Genomic DNA, 17,562 nt, shown 5'->3' on the forward strand with positions numbered 1-17,562 from the left:
TTACATTGTAAAAGAATAATCTTTTATGACTGTACAAATTTCCACATTATATTGCATGTACCATTTTTCTTTTCCGAATTGCTGTGCGACTAGATGTTTTGAATTTTCTTTCCATGCCTGAATAGCCTCTAGTGACTCCCAATAGGATACAGTAATGCCCTTCCCTTCAGCATTTCTAGCACTTTCTACACGGAGAAAACCGGGCTGTTTTTGTGCTAGTTCATCCATTACTTCTGCCATCTTGGCATAGCCTTCTCCATCCTCGTCTGTTCTTTGCGATGTAAAAATTACGGCATAATAAGTTTCCATTACTATTTACTCCCTCCTCTATATGTATTATTGTAAACGATAAATACTTTTACGAATATCGATAATGTGGAATGCAGAAAGGATTGTGACAAATGGGTATTAATCCAAACATGGCTGAAATCGCTTCTCTCCTTGGAGAAACTTCAAGAGCTACAATGCTTGCTAGTATGATGGATGGTCGTTTTCATACTGCAAGTGAATTAGCTTATATGGCTGCCATTAAACCCCAGACAGCTAGCTTTCATCTTGCAAAGTTAGTAGACGGTAAACTTGTGAAAGTAGAGAAACAAGGCCGTCATCGATATTTTCAATTAGCAGACGAAGAAATTGCTCATTTACTAGAATCCTTCCTAGCGATTTCTCCACCACCTGAAGTACGCTCATTAAAACAATCAAGCCAAATGAAATTACTACAAGGTGCAAGAACTTGCTATGACCATTTAGCTGGTAAACTAGGCGTTCAATTAACAGACTCTTTGGTTAACGCAGGCTATCTAAAACTAGAAGAAAAACAGTTTCTCATAACATCTGAAGGTGCACAATTTTTTACGGATTTCGGTCTTGATTTAGATGATTTAAAAAGAAAGCGTCGATCATTTTCCCATGCATGTTTGGATTGGAGCGAACGACGTTATCATCTAGCTGGTGCACTTGGTCAAGGAATGCTTACTCATTTTTTAAGCTTGGGATGGGTGACTCGTGTCCCATCTATTCGTGCCATTAAAGTGACTGAAAAAGGAAGGGCTGGCTTTAAAGAAGTTTTTCAGTTAGATGTCTAAACTGGCACAGGGCTCTACCTTCTTTCCGCGAACAGTCTATACTCGACTCTCCGCGGATATTTTTTTAGCGTTAGTTGTAAAATTACGGTTCACCAAGTAAATACCAGCAATTATAAACAAGCCTCCTACAACTAGCGATGGTTTTAATGGTTCATTTAATAATATCCAGCCTGTTATAACGCCAAAAAAAGGAGCTAAAAACAGAAAGGCACTCGTTTTTCCAGGATCACTATTTTGTAAAAGATAATACCAGCCGGCAAATTGAACAATTGACGAGAAAATACTGAGCCATAATAAAATGAATAAAGAATGACTATTCATAGTAAAAAATGGTTGTTCTAATACAAAACTCGCCAATAAAAGTAATAAGCCACCAAAAAGCATTTGATAGGCTGATAGCACCCATGTATCAAATAAAACGCCCCATTTTTTAGCCAGTAGTGTCGCAATTGCCCAAAAAACAGCTGAAAGAATTCCAAAAAGAATTCCGATTTTTCCTTCAATCTGCATACCCATTGTAATCGTAACACCAATTAACCCCAAGAAAACACCACACCATTGATACAATCGGTAGCGCGCTTTCGTAAATATTGTAGCGAAGATGACTACAAGCAAAGGATTCGTAAATGTTAGAATAGAGGATTCACTTGCCGTAATTGTCCGTAAGCTTAAAAAGATACAGCCCATTACACCAGCAGTTTGAAATGCTCCAATCGTTAAAATTTTCATCCAGCCTTCTTTTGAAGTTGGATGAGGTCTTTTTAACGCTAACACGACGACAGCCATCATTATCCCTGCAAGTATAAAGCGGAGTGCAGCCAATAACAGCGGAGATGCATAAGGCAATCCCAATTTAACAATGGCAAATGAAGATCCCATTAAAAATGTCGTTAAAACTAACAATGCTGTAAATTTATAAATATTCATTATTTGTCCCCCTATTTCTATATTTAAGAACATTATAGATAGGAAAAGCTTCAACTCTTATCGAAGTATGGAATACATATAGTGAAGGAAGGAAGGAAGGAACTTTTTTCAGTTTCATTTCATTTTTAATGCGTATACTTAGTTGAATATAGGTACTAGGAGGAAGCTGCCTTGAGAATATTACTAGCAGAAGATGATGCACGATTAAGAAGAAATATCGTTCATATGTTAAAGAAAGGATTTCACCATGTGACTGAAGCGGAGAATGGACAGGAAGCGCTAGACCACACGCTTACTGAGAACTATGATCTTGTTATTTTAGATTGGATGATGCCGCACCTTAGTGGAATTCAAGTATGCCAACAGCTACGAAATACTGGATTCAATGGTAGTATTTTAATGCTAACAGCGAAGGACGATACAGAGGACATTATTAAAGGTCTTGATAGTGGCGCAGATGATTACATAGTGAAACCATTTAAAATAGAGGAACTGTTAGCGAGAGTTCGTGCATTACTACGAAGAAAAGATAAAGTGATAGAACAGGTCATCCAGATCGATCAATTACAGCTGAATGTAGATTCCCGCGTGTTTTTGTACAATAATGAAAGTATAGATCTAACAAAAAACGAATTTTTACTGTTAGAATATTTATTTATCAATAAAGGTCGTGTACTAACTAGAGAACAAATTTGTATTTATATATGGGGCTACGATTACGATGTTTCGAATAATTCCTTAGATGCTTTAGTCAAGCTTGTTCGAAAAAAAATTGATGATAGTCAATCCAAATCACGTATTCAAAATGTTAGAGGGATTGGCTATAAACTGAGGGAAGACTAATGTTTCATAAAACGAAAAAAAAATTATCCTTTTTGTATGCAACTCTTTACTTTTTGTTATTTTCACTATTCGTTATTGTTCTATACTTTTCCCTCGTAAAATTAATGGAAAATCAACAAATAAACGAATTAGAAGACTTTTATGGTAGACAAGAGCATGATTTCTTTGAACATGCTTATGCCAACACTAAAACTTTAAATTATGATCCAAATCGCAGTTTTTTTTATTATATTTACACAAAGGATCATAAGTTTGTCCATGGTGACGAATCTTTTAAGGGACTGAAGAATCAGCTCGAAAAAGCGTTTGGCAATAGGAATCCTAATGAGGAACTCGTACAGCATTATGAATGGCAAGAAGAGCATTTTCTAATTTTGAAAAAGCCAATTTACAACGATGATACTGTAGCAGGCTATATTATCGTTGGTAAATCTGTGACGTCACAGCATCATTTTTTCCAAATGACCAAGTATTTACTAATAGTATTAACTTGTATTTCAACGGTCTTAATCGGTCTACTGGCTTATTATATGGCTGGTAAAGCGATGATCCCTATTCAATGGTCGTTCGATAAGCAAAAAAAATTCGTATCTGATGCATCTCATGAATTACGAACACCACTAAGTATTTTTTATAGTTCACTTGACATTTTAGAAGATGAGGAAGCAAAGCAATTAAGTCCTTTTGGAAAAGAATTGATTGCGGATTTAAAAGATGAGGCTGAAATAATGAAAGAGCTCATAGAAAAGCTACTGTTCTTAGCAAGACACGATCAGCAGCAGGTTTCCATTCAAAAAGAAACCATACCGTTATCAACTTTACTCAAAAAAGTGAGCACGAAATTCCAAAGGATTATGCCTCCTGAAATCCGGTTTTCTACTGAAATCCAAGAAAACATCGAGCTGCTTGGTGATGCTTCAAAGATACAAGAGCTACTCTATATTCTTTTAGACAATGCGATAAGATATACAAATAGTGGAGCAATAACGCTTGCGCTTTTTAAAAATAAAGACTCTATAAAAATTACTGTTGCTGATAGCGGCGTTGGTATGACTGAACAGGAATTGCCTTTAGTGTTTGAGCGATTTTACCGAAGTGATGCTGCTCGTCAACGAAATGGTACTGGTTTAGGTCTTGCCATAGCAAAAGCAATAGTGGAGCAGCATGAGGGGAAAATTTATGCGACAAGTAAAGTCGATAAAGGCACTACATTTCATATTGAATTCCCTATATAAATATTGTTCAACTTAAAGGAAGCGGGGCTTTTTAAAACAGCCCTGCTTCCTCTTATTGTTGTGACGTTGAAACATTTACTTTTTTCATGAACTGGCTTATTGTTCTTGCAACCAGCACTAACATGGTAATTCCCCCAGAAACTACATAAAACATGATAATTAACGTATTTTCTGTATCCGTTCCTATTAACACTCCATGAGCAAGTGATAATGCCCATGCTGGTAACACAAGAAAGTGTAGCTTTTTCCATAACGAGCGATTCATTGTTCTAATCCATAAATCTGATGTCATGATTACTACTAAAAACAAATAAAATGCTATTGTTCCAAGTGCCGATGGTAGAGACTGATATTTTGCTGAGAAAGGAATTAAAATTCCTACTATGCTATACGGCTCATAATGATCGATTAAAAGGACTAACATATGCGCGATTACGGTGATTAATCCTAGCCATCCCGCATTTTGATGTATATGATAAATTAAATTTTTATGTGATTTTATAAATGATGATTTTCTCAACAACCCAAATATAATGGAAATCGTAAAGTAAAAATACGCTAAAAACCCCAATAATCGAATCCATTCCCACGTACTGAAGATCATTTATTACACCCCCGTTATCATCCAATTTGGTGCTTGCCCTTCTTTAACAATGAAACGGGCACTTTGTTGACAATTATTTTCGAACCATTGCTGCAATTCACCCTCATCCATAAGAAAGCAAAGCTTTGCACCAACCTCTGCATCACATAAAGAAGACGTTACGACTGAAGCTTGTAATACTTCAGTATTTGCAATTTCACCTGTTTGTCCGTTTAATAAATGATGTTTCTTCAATGTTCCTTGCATCCAGCTTCGATAAACTCGATTAGATGTTGCGATGGCACCTGTTTTCATCTTAATCGAGCTAATTTCCTTATCGATATCCCAGGCATCTGCAACACCGATTGTCCAAGTCTTGTCCCCGGAAGACCACATTTTCATATCCCCTCCCCCGTCTATTAGTCCGTAATCAGGAGATACCTCTTCTTCAAGCCAATTCGCCAATTTTTCAATAGCATACCCTTTGGCAAATCCACCTAAATCAATTTCCTGCGGTGCTACTTTCATTACTTGCGCGTCGCCTAGAAATTGAAATGCTTGATCTGCAATCAGAGGTTTGTTTTGAAATGCCTTGCTTTTAGCTGCATCAAATGGAAAAGATTGATTGTAGCCATGCTGTTCTAATTGGCGTTTAAGATATGGTGAAAATAAACCATTAGAAAGTTGATAATATTGATCCGCTTGCATTAAACAATCATATAGTAACGAACTAATGCGTAGCGTTTCTCCCATTTCTAAATCATTAAGTTGTGATAATTCATTATTCGATTGAAATCTTGACCATTCTTTTGCTACGTAGTGAAGCCATTTCTCAGCTTTTTCTTTCCATACGAAATGAACACCTTTTGGCATAGCTATATAAAATTCAGTATTCATTATTTGCAAAGTTAGTGTATCCACACGACCAACTCCATTAAGTTCTTTTCGTTTTGCGCTCGCTTTTGACGGCAGGCTGACTTGTCATTTCAAAGTTTGTCCAATCCAGCTGAGCTAGTTCTTTTTCTTTTTTCGTCATATTTTCCTGATCTACTTCCTGAATATTATTTGTGCGTGTAGTTTCGGCTTCTGTTGGGCTGTTAATTTGGGTTAATATCGCCGCAGACAAAAGAATCCCTGACGCACCTAATACCCATTTTGCCTTTTTCGGATCTTTCATAGTGCTTCCCCCTAATTCGTGATTGGCTGGCAGACAAATGTTTGATTATTTTCTTGCCACTCTGCTATATAGCCTAAGCCATTCGTTATTGTACTAATAGGTACATATAATTCTTCATTCATGTAAAATACTTGTGCAGGAGATGGTGTTTTCACATTGTTATCATAAATAACGTTAGTTCCAGCCCGGTAAATTAATTCATTTGCTTCATTTTGGATATCTAAAATTTTACTTACTTTGTAAAAGGTTGCTTTTGCTCCTAGAACCTGTGCTACTGCTTTTCCCGGTACAAATAATTCCCCGTCTTTTGGTATAACAAAAAAGCTCAGCTCCTTATTTGTACCTTCTACCTTTAACGTGACCTTTTGAGAGCTTGTAAAAGGTAGCACTTCTTTATCTGCAGCAACTGTTCGTGTCCAAATATTCCAAGTCCCTTTTGTACTTACTGCATCTTGAAAATAGTAAGTTTCACCTTTTTCTTCATCGTCATAGTAATATTTCTCATCGTCATCGTCGTCATCATCATCGTCGTGATCTTTATAGTCCTTATGGTCTTTATACTTTTCCTGTTTTTTATCTTCATGTTTATGATCATCTGCATGTACGACTACGTCATTTGTTATAAAACCTGCTAATATAAGAACTACAACAAGACTAATTTTTTTCATTTTCATCTACATTACTCCTTTCCTTTGACTTCATTGTAGGTTTTAAAAATGATACAAGACTGAATTTTTCAAACAAATTTTTACATACAACAAAAAGCCATTTCTACGGACAGATTCCTCTGCTTAGAAATAGCTTAGTTCATAAATCTATTATTCTTTTGTATATATTATCTTGGTAAACAACATCCATACAGTATTTCCATTGAGGTAAGCTTTTTACAAACGCAACGACTAAACCTTGACTTGCTCCAAAAATAATAAAGTTCTTATTCAATGCGTCTGTTACTTTTACGCTCACCATCATTAATAAGCTTATAACCTTGACCATTACATTTTTTACACTTTTTCATACCAGCCTCCTATAAACATTTTCTTGCGACTGATCCGCATAATCTTCAGTTACAAAAATGTATACTCGACAAAAAAGAACTATACTTTACAATAAAGTTTTATACTGAAAAAGATGTATAATCTGATTATATAACTTAGTGGGTGGAGTTTAGTCGTATCTTTTTAGATAAGGCTGTTTTCTCAAAGATTGTTGCTTCTAGTTTGGCTATCTTCTTCAACTAAAGCACCCCCGTTAGTTGAACAACTTTTTGATTACTCTCCCAGTTGAAGTAAATATCTTATTTCTATTCCGTTATTTTCTACTATAAGAATATCTCTCCTTTCTTTTGGTGCGATAATTTTAGTTCCCAGAGGTAAATCACTTGCCATACCCTCTTCAATTTCCCCAATTATCTCATCTTTTGTTAATTCTACTGCATCTATCCAATCAATTCCCCTTACATAAACTTCATCATTGAGTACAAAATAGTCTGCTTCAGGATTTTTCTTAAGCACTTGTTTTTTAGTCAAATATCCCGGTGTTTCTTCACCTGGAGAACCAGTACAACCTGCTAATAATAAAATAAAAATTATAACTACGAACATTTTAATTAAATGTTTCATATTTCCTCCTATTTTATTTTTATTTTACCACAAATAACCATCACTCTTGTTGAACTATTCTACCCCTTTAGCCATCCATGAAGCGCAAAAATAAGCACTTCACCACAGAAAATGAAAGATGATTAAGTTCTTTCATGGGAGTTAAATAGCAACAATCTTTTCGAAAACAGCCTTTGATAAAGATTGGTTCTACTCTCATTTGGATACATCCTTTTATTTTAAAGAACCGGCATCGACACGAATATTTTGAGCATTATATTACCCAACAAACAACATTTAGTATGACGTCAGAAATAGATATTAGTGTGCTGTATAAAAACATAAAAAATAATAATTTCAAGTTTTATCCAACTTTTTATATATACGGTAACAAAAGCTAATGCGCTATTCCCCTAAATAAAACAATTGTTTCATGATACAAAAATACTTTTTATGGAATCTAGAACAAAGAGTTACAAGAAATGCCATGCTATTTCTTGTAACTCTTTACTTTATAATGCATTTGTACAAACTGACCGTACCGTTTTGTATCAATTAAAATTAAATCAATTTGTGGATTTTTTTCTTTAAACAAAGGAATACCAGAGCCTAGTATATGAGGTGTGACTGTAATAATATATTCGTCAATTAAATTTCCCTTTATAAAAGCATCAAGTATACCCGCTCCACCAACCATCCATATTTTAGAACCCTCTTGTTCTTTGAGCTTTCTCGTAAACTCTACTACATCTTCATTGACAAATTCCACATATTCATCTGACCCTTTTTCAGAATTGCTGAAGACGTAGCATTTTTTTTCAGGATACGGGAATGATTCTGAATTTTCCATTACATAATCATAAGTCTTTTTCCCCATGATCGTTGTATCAATAGATTGATACATTTCTGCATATCCTGCATCACCCTCTCCTTCTGTGTCAGTTAACCATTGTAAGTCATTATCTTCCTTAGCAATAAATCCATCTAAGCTTCCAGCAATGTATAAAACTATTTCACGTGACATACTATAATCTCTCCTTTTATCTTTATACTTTCCTTATTGATTAAGGAACAAAACTATACTAACTACAAAACATGACAAGTAATGGCATGTTTTTTTAAAAAAGTAGAAATTTTTTTCTTAACAATTACAATGAATAGCTTCAGTATTATCAGATATCAACAAATTGCACGTTTTTATTTCCTTTAATTAGATATACCTCTTTTTGATCAATTCCTAATAAACTATTCACTATATAGATTTCTTATCTCATCCATATATTTTGTAAAACTGTTTAAAAACGAATCGGGCGAAACAACTTTGACGAATTTACCATAACTAAGAAGAGTATTATATCCGAATACATTGTCATTTAGAGGATAAATTACAGAGTACCATGTACTATCTATATTCTTAATGTTTTCTCTCCCTAATAATTCTAAGAATTTATCAATAACTAATTTATTTACTAAAAGAGAAACTGGAATTTTATCTTTTTCCATCCATTCACCACCATTATAGGAGAGTGGTCGATATTCTCTTTTTGAGAAAGTACCTATGATACTAAGGTTTGATATTCTTGCAAGCTTATAGATTTTGAATTGCTCTGTGGAATAACAATAAGCGTCCATGTACCAGCTTCTGTCTTTATATACAACTCTATATGGTTCAGTAGTCTTTTCTGATTCTTCACCTTGTGAATTTATATAATTAAAACTAATTAATTCATTATTTCGTATAGCCGAAAGCAAATCCAAAACAAGTTTTCTTAACTCTGTATTACCTTTCGAAAGAGACAGATCTATTTCAAAATCTGGAGTTTCTCCAATTTTATTTAACTTTAAAATTGCATTAAACGTTGAGTTATCATCTAGTACTTGTAGCCTACTTTTTAAACTCGTTTCAATGGACATCAACTCCGTTTTCGACAGCGGAGGCTTATTTAATTCAACTGAATCCATCAAATATATACCACCATTTTTACCCTTTACACAATATAGTGGTATGCCAGATAACGTAAGATCATCTATATCTCTCATAATTGTTCTTATGTTTACATTGAAATTTTCAGCTAATTCTTTAGCTGTTGTTTTTTTATGGTCTATTAGGTAAGAAATTATTCCCATATGCCTATCAATTTTCATAAAGTCTCCCTCATATATTCCCTTCTTTAATATGACATACAGTTGCCATATTAATATTGATAAGATTATAGCATAAAACAAAGGAGGTTAATGACCATGAAAGTCAAAAGCAGAGAAACATTTAAATTAATTGGTAGGGGTATTGAGATACAAGGGCAAGGGGTAAATGATGAAAATTACTCAAAAGAAAAAACTGAGTTCTATAAGGAATTATTTAATCAAGGCATGATGAAAGAACTTATGCCTATCTCAACAGATAAAAAAGGATATGCAGTTATTATTCCAATAGAAAACGGAATAAAATACTTTGCAGGTGTAGTATCAGATGATCATAAAGATGGATATGAAAATTTAGAAATATCTTCACAATCTTATGTTGTACTTACTACAAATGATGGAGTTTCAAGGCTCTTATTTGATAAGCTTGAAAATGAGTTTTTTACAAATGAAGACAATGCTTCAAAATATAACGGAAAAGAAATTTTTGAAGTACTTTTGAATGGAAATCCAATGAATGCCGAAGTTGAATTGTGGGTGCCAATTAAAAGTTAGATTTTGAGACCTAATTTCAAAAACTGGTTAGAAAACCTAACCAGTTTTTTAGATTATTTAATTTACTAAACTTTACTTCCGGTGTAAATGCAGCAAGTACTTGAAGATCTTGAAGTGATCGATAACCGTTTTCCAAACCCCACTTGACCAACAAGTCGATTTTATCATCAATTGCTATAAACCAAGTTATCGCCTATTTTTAGAATGAACCTATAAAGTAATTGTTTTTCATGTAATTCTCAAAAATTCTACAACTTGTTTTTTGACTCATAAACATCATTCCAAGGCTCTTTGAAGAAAGTGTCAATGAATAAATCTACACAGTCATCAAGCATGCCGGATTTCAGGCTGGGACAACACTGGTCAAAACCTTAAAAGCGCGAGAAATCAATTTTAGAAACGTTGATTTCTCGTGCTTTTCTGATGTAAAATTTTTAACTTCTTTCAGCAAGTATTTTATGTAGCGAAAACGAAGCGTCAGCTACAAATGTCTTTTGTACCGAAAGCGTAGCGACAGGTACAAATGTTTTATGTAACATAAGTGAAACGACAGTTACAGAAGTTGAAAAATCTAATAATTGATGCAAACTACTTGACGCGGAGGAAGGAATTGTTATGATGAACGATAATATATGAATACATGAACAACTATTCATATATTATCTTTAAAATAAGAAATGGAGATGAAGAGATGTTAGATGTTATTGTGATTGGTGCTGGGCAAGCTGGATTAAGTATGGGGTATTACTTGCAACAAGGCGGATATAATTTTGTAATACTTGATGGAGAAAAAAGACTTGGAGACACATGGAGAAATAGGTATGATTCTTTGGTTCTATTTACACCTAAGTCATATAGTTCCCTGCCAGGGATGAAATTAGAAGGAGATAAAAACGCATTGCCTACAAAGGATGAAATCGCGGATTATCTTGAAGCATATGCTAACCGTTTTTTGTTACCAGTGAGAATGGAGACAACTGTACATAAAGTACAAAAAATAAAGAATACATTTGAAGTCACTACTGATAAGGGGATATTTCATTCCAAACATGTTATTATCGCATCTGGTGCTTTTCAGAAACCGTTCATTCCGTCAATTTCCCAAAGTCTTTCACAAGAGGTGTTTCAAATTCATTCTTCCCAGTATCAATCACCGGAGATGATTCCAGATGGTCCTGTTCTAGTGATTGGAGGAGGAAATTCTGGTACGCAAATTGCGACTGAACTTGCAGAAAATCGTGAAGTAACCATTGCTATTAGCCATTCATTTAAATTTTCACCACTTAGTATTATAGGCAAAAGCATTTTTTACTGGTTAGAAAAGATTGGTCTCTTATATGCAGGAACTGATACAAGGCGCGGATCATGGTTCCGAAAACAAAGTGATCCTATTTTTGGCCTTGAATTAAAGTATCTGATTCGTAAAGAGAAAATTAATATAAAACCAAGAGTCATTCAAACACAAGGAAGAGAAATAACTTTTAGCGATCATAGTAAAAGAAACGTGCAAAATATCATTTGGTCAACAGGATTTGTTCCTGACTACAAATGGATAGACATAGAGGGAATTTTAGATGCAAAAGGTTTTCCTCTTCACAAAAGAGGTGTGAGTCCAACACAAGGGTTATATTATATTGGGCTACCGTGGCAACATCAAAGAGGATCGGCACTTATTTGTGGAGTAGGAAAAGATGCTGAGTTTTTATATTCAGTTCTGAAAAAGATGATTTAAGTTTTTCAATTTCGATTGGCGTAATTGATAATTGCTTGTCCACTTTTATTAGCGTGTTATTAATTTCAGCTTGCGCAGGTATTTTTACAATCATTTTTGAAGTTGAAAAAATGAACGATTTGTTTGCTTTAGTGATCCATTTTTATCATGATGTTTCTAGTAGTCTTTTCTATATCTTTATATAACAAGTGGACTGATCATTTTCTAAGTGCAGATTTTCTTGGTGGTTTTTTATTACTCTATTTGTTTGCTTGGATCATAACACTTATTAAGACTAAAAAAGAGGCGAATGAACTTAATGCCTTACTAAAACAGATTAAATGGGATGCATTGGGTCACATTTAGTCTAGTGACCCTTTAATACCCTTGTATACATTATCTTGGTGAAAATTATCCTACAATTATAAAAATCAGAGTAACTTTTGATATACTCTTTACATATATCCACTTTAAATTACAGAGAATCAACTTTGAAAGGAATACATGTCTTAAATGAAGGTTAACATAAAAATTATTGAAAAACTTAAAGAAGAATCATGTACATTTAACATTCACAAAGTAACGTCTTTTATTCAAGATATAGTATCAACTCTTGAAAAAAGCTCTGACAACTATTTACTAGCAAAGTCTACATCAAAAAACGAACAAGAAAAAATTCCTTATTCCAATATATTTTATTTAGAATATCTTGAACGAAAAATATTCATTTATACAAATGATACTATTTTTGAAACAAAAAGCCCTTTATATAAATTGGAGCATGATCTTCCCAATAACTTCATCAGAATCTCAAAAACGATCATGATCAATATTCATTTTTTAAATAAATTTTCGGTTAAACCTAACGGTAATCTTGAAGCAATTCTATCGAATGAAGAGAAAGTAATTGTGTCAAGAAAATATGTATCTTCTTTGAAAAAGACACTAACAAGATATTCCAGAAGTCCACTTATGTATTGATTTTCACCACATATGTTTAGACGTATTTCTTTATTCCCTCTTTGATGCCATTATGAATAACATCAAAGGAGGCAATAAAGAATGAATAACATCATTAGAGAAGTAGTTTTAAGAACGCCATTGTCGGTATGGATATTATTATTTATTTTAATAAAAAGAGGTATCGCTATTTCCCAGGAAAGGCCAATCAATTTGTCTAAAATGTTTTTAGTTCCTTTCATATTTATGGTATGGGGATTTGAAAAAATAATCTCTCAATTTTCACACTTAGAATTTTGTTTAATTAGCTATTTCTTTTTCATATTTCCTGGGACTTTAATTGGTTATTTGTTATATAAAAAATATCAATTTTTTTTCAAACAGGAATCAGTAATCATCAGAAAGAAGTGCAATCTTCCGTTAATCATTATCCTAATAAATTTTTTAGTGAAGTATCTCTTAAATGTAGCTTTAGGCATCTCGCCATCATTTTATAATGACATTTCATTTAATATCATTTATTCTGCCATAAGTGGATTATCTATCGGACTTTTCTTCGGGGGAATTCTTTATACATTTTATGCACAAAAAGAATTAAACAAGCCTATCTTATTTTGAGAGGAAGACATTTCGTTGCAATTAAAAAATAGACTATTTTCAGGTTTAGGCACTGGTGCATTTATTTATATGATCGTTTTACTATCGAGAAAAAATATCATTTCTTCAAAAGCAGAGATTATTAGCGTGTTATTAATTTCAGCTTGTGCAGGTATTTTTACAATCATTTTTGAAGTTAAAAAAATCAACTATTTGTTTGCTTTATTAATCCATTTTATCATGATGTTTCTAGTAGTCTTTTCTATATCTTTATATAACAAGTGGACTGATCATTTTCTAAGTGCAGATTTTCTTGGTGGTTTTTTATTACTCTATTTGTTTGCTTGGATCATAACACTTATTAAGACTAAAAAAGAGGCGAATGAACTTAATGCCTTACTAAAACAGATAAGAAATTTTTAAAAAGGATGCATTGGTTCATACATGTAGAACAAAAGACTGAATCTTTAGGGTCACATTTATCTAGTGACCCTTTAATACTATCATCTTAAAGAATCTCGTAAACGAACTGAAATAAGTAGATAGTGCGTTCAATAAATGTGTCAGTAAATCTATTGAATATATTTCGTTGGTAGCCAAGTAAAATCAAATTTTTCATTTATTAGGTAAATCAAGCTTCATTAAAGCTTTCTTTAATGATTTTTTTCTTATTCGGAACTTTCACCCAATAAGTAAAGCATCGTAATAACAATTCAACGGGTCCCATATTAAAATACTTTAACCATACTATACTAAAAGTAATTAAAATGGCGTGGATTATGAAGCACACTATTAATGAATTAATAGGAGTCATACCAATTAGGAAGCTAAATACAATTAGTAAGGCACTTTGCGCAAGATAATTTGTTAAAGACATTTGGCCATAAAATTTTAAAGGAGATAATAGCATTTTTGCTCTATCCCATTGTAAAACAATAAGAAGACTGCTCATCATCATAAAAGGAACTATATAATCTTCTAGCATTTCAGTTCCTGCAGGAGTAATGTCAATTGACAGCTTTATATAAAATAAAGATACATAAGTACAAATATTAACTATTAAAAAAATCGAAATACACTTTAATTTCCCATGTATATTTTCAAAAAAATTAAATTGCCCCATCGTAAAACCTAGCATCATCGGTGCAAACCATTTACTTATGTTGGATAGTAAATCTAGCCATACTATTCTCTCACCATAATACGGTTGATAAAAAGCTGTAACAATAGATAAGGCTATTAGTGAAATCGTTATTATTAAGTTGTTCCATTTACTTCTTTTAAAAAATATTGCCATAAACAGGCCAAGTACTGCATACACCATTAATACATCGGTAATCCCTGGCGGTGCATATAATGTATGAATCAGTCCTAGTACAAATAAAAAACCTATTCTGCGGAAATACAAAAGGTATCTATTGTTTATTTTTTGTTTGGATCGATTCATAAAAAGATAACACCCAAATCCAAATAAGAAGAATAAAATAGGGTAAAATTCCCTGTTGAATATAGAATATAATACTTCGTGTAATTCATTATAGTTGGACGAATCCATAACCTGAAAGCTATTCACAAGAAGTACCCCCAGCAAGGCAAACCCTCGTAAGTAATCCATAGTGTCTATTCTTTCATACGTATTTAATTTATTCATTCAGAATCTCCTAATAGAAAACTATATTTTTTAGCATTAATACATAAAAAAGCTACTGTTTTTTTCATTTTGCCAGCTCCTTATTTTTTATACTTTAAACATAAACGTTATCTTTAGATAAATGAATGACTGTTCCCTTACAATATGAAATTTAATCTTACTAAATTGTAAAATTACAGATTTTCTGAACGACAAAGCCCACTCCTTCAGGTGGGGTAACCAAGCGATTAAAGACATTAAAAGTGTGTTTAAGAAAGTGAAGAAAAATAAATACAAGGTTGTTCCTGTGTTAAAGAAGCCAGTGTCTTTTCGGAATAACCAAAACTATTCTTTTGATTTCACGCACATTTCAATCAAAGATACCTAACATCTTAGTTTTAATCATAAATAAAAGGAGCTATTTAGTTAGCTCCTTTTTTTTCCCTATTAAAAAGTAAAAAAAGGACCATTTCAGCCCTTTCTATTATAAATCTTCTATATCATATTCAGTATATCCCTCATAATAGTAGCTAATATCAATACCCTTCATGAAAACTTCACGGCTATTAATTTCATCTAATAATGCTTGTTGGAGCAATTGCTTAATTTCAACATCTCTAATCGGACTACGTTCCATCGCCAACAAGTAATCTTCCTTAGCAATCTTATTCCATTCAACAACCCTGTGAAGTTCTTTTTTAAAGATTAAATCTAGCCAAATTCTAGTAGCTCTACCGTTCTCCTCTCTGAAAGGGTGAGCGATATTCATTTCAACATACTTTTCAACGATTTCATCAAAAGTTGTTTGTGGCATCGTATCGATATGCTCTAAAGATGCTCTAAGATACATGATTGGAGCAAATCGGAAATTCCCTTTTGCTATATTGACCTCTCGAACCTTTCCAGCAAAGAAATAAATATCCTCTAATAGATAGTGATGAATTTCAGAAAGACCCTTGAAAGTGCCCACTTCTAGGCTATTTATTTTCCCTGAATCGTATAACTCTTTAGCTTTCTTCTTTGAAAGCCATTCTTCTGTTCGATTCAATTCAAGTTGGTTTGTGATACCTAATATATTTTCAAGCATCGTCATACTCCCCTTAAGTCTTTTTTAATTTTCGCACTTTCTAGAAAAAAGTATAAGTAAATCATGACTGCCTACAATATAGCAATCATAAAAGATATTTCTTAGTGTGATTGATTTGACTATATCATAAATAGCATAGATACCGGCTATAGCACTAAAAACGAAAACTACCCATTACTCATTCATTCTAAAATTTTATGAAGGTAATTGTAAATTTTGTATAGGCATTTTTCTCACTTTCAACTTTTATCAAGGCTTGATGCGCTTCAATAATTGCTTTTGTTAAAGCCAAGCCAATCCCTGTCGAATCATGTTTTTTAGAACTACTTGCTTTGTAGAATCGATTAAAGATATGTGGCAATTCCTCAGCTGCAATCCCCTCTCCAAAGTCTTGAATCACAAGTTCCGTAAAAATGGGTGTATCTTTGAGTTGAAGTGTAATTTTATCACCATGTTTGGAATGCTCAATCGCATTCTTTAGCAAGTTCACCAAAGCTTCTTGCATCCATAATCTATCGTGGAAAACTACTATTTCCTCCGGCTCGTCCCAGTCAATTGACAGATCCTTTTCATTGATCATCGTTTCCAAACGATTCAAAACTTCATTTATGGTCTCCACAAAGTTTAAAGGTTCTTTATCAAATGAAATAGCTCTAGCATCAATTTTCGCTACTTTTAATAAGTTTTGAATCAAGACATTCATTCTGCTGATTTGAACTTCATTATTTTGCAATAATTGAACTTGCTGCTGACGGGGCAAGTCTTCATTCAATAACAATTCATTGTAGATGGATATAGTCGAAAGTGGTGTTTTTAATTGATGGGATATGTCTTGTAATACTTGACCTAAAAACTTCTTTTCTTCAAGCAAATCACTCATGCTTTTTCTAATAATATCTTTCATGGAACGCAAAGAAATTACTAGTTTGGCAATATCGCCTTCTTTATTTTCATTTATTGTAGCCGAGTAATCCCCTTCGATTATTTTTTTGGCAGTCGAAGTAAGTTGTTTGATTTTATTGAAGAAAATAGTGTATTGTATGTAGTTTGCCAAAAACAATAGACCTCCGAAAATAATCAACCCCCAAAAGACTAATTGATTATGGCTAAAAATTTGGTTATTTAAAAGTGGAAAAAGCTCTGTCTCCAAATCTTCATATAATCCATATTGTTTAAAGATTTCTCTTCCTTTTTCCTGATACTCATTGGAATCAGAAGAATTGCTTGTTAAGACTTTCATAATTTCTGCTTCATTCTCAGGATTTTGTTCAACCAATCTGGCGGTAATTTCCCCCCAGGCTGTAATAGAATCACTTTTTAAATGATCGTAAAATAGTTGATGTGTCATATACTGATAGATTATAAATAGAAAAAATAAAGCGAACATTACGATCATATAGCCTTTTATCTCAGTATTTTTTATCAT

The 17,562-nt window shown here is 33.0% G+C and carries 21 protein-coding genes and 2 pseudogenes; 11 read left to right on the top strand and 12 right to left on the bottom strand.

Going from position 1 to position 17,562, the window contains the following annotated elements; genetic code table 11:
- Positions 1–309: an antibiotic biosynthesis monooxygenase family protein gene (locus ABH968_RS16855; RefSeq protein ID WP_370045756.1), complete on the bottom strand. Its 309-nt coding sequence runs from the start codon at positions 307–309 to the stop codon at positions 1–3.
- Between the two features lie 92 nt (positions 310–401).
- Here ABH968_RS16855 and ABH968_RS16860 point away from each other — a divergent pair, with 92 nt between their 5' ends.
- A complete protein-coding gene (locus ABH968_RS16860; RefSeq protein ID WP_370045758.1) occupies positions 402–1,088 on the top strand; it encodes an ArsR/SmtB family transcription factor in 687 nt (228 codons plus the stop codon).
- 36 nt (positions 1,089–1,124) lie between these two features.
- Here the strand turns inward: ABH968_RS16860 and ABH968_RS16865 are convergent, their stop codons facing one another.
- Complete coding sequence (locus ABH968_RS16865) at positions 1,125–2,015, bottom strand: DMT family transporter (RefSeq protein WP_370045759.1); 891 nt, start codon at positions 2,013–2,015, stop codon at positions 1,125–1,127.
- 171 nt (positions 2,016–2,186) lie between these two features.
- On the opposite strand from ABH968_RS16865, the gene ABH968_RS16870 reads away from it, so the two are divergent.
- The gene (locus tag ABH968_RS16870; RefSeq protein ID WP_370045761.1) at positions 2,187–2,858 is read left to right on the top strand and encodes a response regulator transcription factor; all 672 of its coding nucleotides are present in this window, start codon (positions 2,187–2,189) and stop codon (positions 2,856–2,858) included.
- Positions 2,858–4,093 (top strand): sensor histidine kinase, encoded by a 1,236-nt coding sequence (locus ABH968_RS16875; protein WP_370045763.1) that lies wholly within the window; start codon positions 2,858–2,860, stop codon positions 4,091–4,093. The genes ABH968_RS16870 and ABH968_RS16875 overlap by 1 nt, the downstream gene beginning before the upstream one ends.
- Positions 4,094–4,145: 52 nt before the next feature.
- On the opposite strand, the gene ABH968_RS16880 is transcribed toward ABH968_RS16875, so the two are convergent.
- The 5 genes from ABH968_RS16880 to ABH968_RS16900 form a co-directional block, all read right to left on the bottom strand.
- The gene (locus ABH968_RS16880) at positions 4,146–4,697 is read right to left on the bottom strand and encodes a ferric reductase-like transmembrane domain-containing protein (RefSeq protein ID WP_370045765.1); all 552 of its coding nucleotides are present in this window, start codon (positions 4,695–4,697) and stop codon (positions 4,146–4,148) included.
- Positions 4,698–4,700: 3 nt separating this feature from the next.
- On the bottom strand, positions 4,701–5,597 hold the full coding sequence (locus ABH968_RS16885; protein WP_370045767.1) for an FAD:protein FMN transferase: 897 nt from the start codon (positions 5,595–5,597) through the stop codon (positions 4,701–4,703).
- A gap of 13 nt (positions 5,598–5,610) precedes the next feature.
- On the bottom strand, positions 5,611–5,853 hold the full coding sequence (locus tag ABH968_RS16890) for a hypothetical protein (protein ID WP_370045769.1): 243 nt from the start codon (positions 5,851–5,853) through the stop codon (positions 5,611–5,613).
- Between the two features lie 11 nt (positions 5,854–5,864).
- Positions 5,865–6,527: a stalk domain-containing protein gene (locus tag ABH968_RS16895; protein ID WP_370045770.1), complete on the bottom strand. Its 663-nt coding sequence runs from the start codon at positions 6,525–6,527 to the stop codon at positions 5,865–5,867.
- A gap of 597 nt (positions 6,528–7,124) precedes the next feature.
- Complete coding sequence (locus ABH968_RS16900; RefSeq protein WP_370045772.1) at positions 7,125–7,475, bottom strand: hypothetical protein; 351 nt, start codon at positions 7,473–7,475, stop codon at positions 7,125–7,127.
- A 197-nt stretch (positions 7,476–7,672) separates the two neighbouring features.
- Here ABH968_RS16900 and ABH968_RS16905 point away from each other — a divergent pair.
- Positions 7,673–7,831, top strand: a pseudogene (locus ABH968_RS16905) (CatA-like O-acetyltransferase); the annotation flags it as partial.
- 113 nt (positions 7,832–7,944) lie between these two features.
- Here ABH968_RS16905 and ABH968_RS16910 read toward each other — a convergent pair.
- Both ABH968_RS16910 and ABH968_RS16915 read right to left on the bottom strand, forming a co-directional pair.
- Positions 7,945–8,478: a dihydrofolate reductase family protein gene (locus ABH968_RS16910; protein WP_370045774.1), complete on the bottom strand. Its 534-nt coding sequence runs from the start codon at positions 8,476–8,478 to the stop codon at positions 7,945–7,947.
- 221 nt (positions 8,479–8,699) lie between these two features.
- Positions 8,700–9,599, bottom strand: a complete 900-nt coding sequence (locus ABH968_RS16915) for a helix-turn-helix transcriptional regulator (protein WP_370045776.1) — start codon at positions 9,597–9,599, stop codon at positions 8,700–8,702.
- Between the two features lie 96 nt (positions 9,600–9,695).
- On the opposite strand from ABH968_RS16915, the gene ABH968_RS16920 reads away from it, so the two are divergent.
- The 6 genes from ABH968_RS16920 to ABH968_RS16945 all read left to right on the top strand — a co-directional run bounded on the left by ABH968_RS16920 (position 9,696) and on the right by ABH968_RS16945 (position 13,842).
- A complete protein-coding gene (locus tag ABH968_RS16920) occupies positions 9,696–10,151 on the top strand; it encodes an effector binding domain-containing protein (protein ID WP_370045777.1) in 456 nt (151 codons plus the stop codon).
- A 691-nt stretch (positions 10,152–10,842) separates the two neighbouring features.
- Complete coding sequence (locus ABH968_RS16925; protein WP_370045779.1) at positions 10,843–11,883, top strand: flavin-containing monooxygenase; 1,041 nt, start codon at positions 10,843–10,845, stop codon at positions 11,881–11,883.
- 150 nt (positions 11,884–12,033) lie between these two features.
- On the top strand, positions 12,034–12,228 hold the full coding sequence (locus tag ABH968_RS16930; RefSeq protein ID WP_370045848.1) for a DUF3021 family protein: 195 nt from the start codon (positions 12,034–12,036) through the stop codon (positions 12,226–12,228).
- 147 nt (positions 12,229–12,375) lie between these two features.
- The gene (locus tag ABH968_RS16935; protein WP_370045781.1) at positions 12,376–12,843 is read left to right on the top strand and encodes a LytTR family DNA-binding domain-containing protein; all 468 of its coding nucleotides are present in this window, start codon (positions 12,376–12,378) and stop codon (positions 12,841–12,843) included.
- 81 nt (positions 12,844–12,924) lie between these two features.
- Complete coding sequence (locus ABH968_RS16940) at positions 12,925–13,440, top strand: hypothetical protein (RefSeq protein WP_370045783.1); 516 nt, start codon at positions 12,925–12,927, stop codon at positions 13,438–13,440.
- Positions 13,441–13,455: 15 nt separating this feature from the next.
- Positions 13,456–13,842, top strand: coding sequence for a DUF3021 family protein (locus tag ABH968_RS16945; RefSeq protein ID WP_370045785.1), 387 nt, complete (start codon positions 13,456–13,458; stop codon positions 13,840–13,842).
- Between the two features lie 208 nt (positions 13,843–14,050).
- Here ABH968_RS16945 and ABH968_RS16950 read toward each other — a convergent pair whose 3' ends face one another.
- Entirely contained in the window at positions 14,051–15,070 is a 1,020-nt protein-coding gene (locus tag ABH968_RS16950; RefSeq protein ID WP_370045787.1) for a DUF418 domain-containing protein, read from the bottom strand.
- Between the two features lie 217 nt (positions 15,071–15,287).
- Between ABH968_RS16950 and ABH968_RS16955 the strand changes: the two are divergent.
- Positions 15,288–15,425, top strand: a pseudogene (locus ABH968_RS16955) (RNA-guided endonuclease TnpB family protein); the annotation flags it as partial.
- 108 nt (positions 15,426–15,533) lie between these two features.
- On the opposite strand, the gene fic reads toward ABH968_RS16955, so the two are convergent.
- Positions 15,534–16,136, bottom strand: coding sequence for a protein adenylyltransferase Fic (gene fic, locus ABH968_RS16960; protein ID WP_370045789.1), 603 nt, complete (start codon positions 16,134–16,136; stop codon positions 15,534–15,536).
- 187 nt (positions 16,137–16,323) lie between these two features.
- Positions 16,324–17,562 carry a HAMP domain-containing sensor histidine kinase gene (locus ABH968_RS16965; protein WP_370045791.1) on the bottom strand — a complete coding sequence of 413 codons (1,239 nt, stop codon included), beginning with the start codon at positions 17,560–17,562 and terminating at the stop codon, positions 16,324–16,326.

The organism is Lysinibacillus sp. RC79, assembly GCF_041262405.1.
Lineage (GTDB): Bacteria > Bacillota > Bacilli > Bacillales_A > Planococcaceae > Lysinibacillus.